The 524-nt window shown below is 36.6% G+C and carries 1 protein-coding gene; it reads left to right on the top strand.

The genetic code is table 11. The features are described 5' to 3' along the window. Positions 1 to 40 precede the first annotated feature (40 nt). Positions 41 to 406, top strand: coding sequence for a cupin domain-containing protein (locus ACP45E_RS01450; RefSeq protein WP_026026457.1), 366 nt, complete (start codon positions 41 to 43; stop codon positions 404 to 406). Positions 407 to 524 lie beyond the last annotated feature (118 nt).

The following is a 524-nucleotide window of genomic DNA, read 5'->3' as shown; positions in this document are numbered from 1 at the left end:
TTGTCCGCTTAACGCGGCGTTATATGCTAAGGAGAGTTCATTGAAAAAAATTAATATTAGTGAAAAATTCAAAAGTTTTTCAGATGAGTGGACACCAAAAATTTTAGCTGAAACAAATGGCCAATTAGTTAAGATAGCCAAAGGTTCCGGTGAGCTTGTGTGGCACACACATGATAATGAGGATGAATTGTTCATAGTTTTTAAAGGGCAACTCACTTTGCAATTAAGAAATGGTAATGTTGTACTAAATCCAGGTGAAATGTATGTTGTACCTAAAGGTGTAGAGCATTGCCCTTTAGCAGAACTTGATACACATTTTATGATGATTGAGCCTTCATCTACAGCACATACAGGTGAGCTTGAAAGTGAAGTGACTGTATCATCAGATAAGCAAGAGTGGATTTAGCATATAACAAGACGATTCAACAAGGACAAAAAACAGTTGGCTTTTTGTTCACTCCGTTCACTTATTTTAGCCAACAATTTTTAGCCTGTTAATACGGGCGTTAAGACTCGCTGTGATT

Source organism: Vibrio genomosp. F10 str. 9ZD137 (genome assembly GCF_049974785.1).
In the GTDB taxonomy this organism is placed as follows: domain Bacteria; phylum Pseudomonadota; class Gammaproteobacteria; order Enterobacterales; family Vibrionaceae; genus Vibrio.
This window is presented reverse-complemented; position numbering and strand designations above follow the sequence as displayed.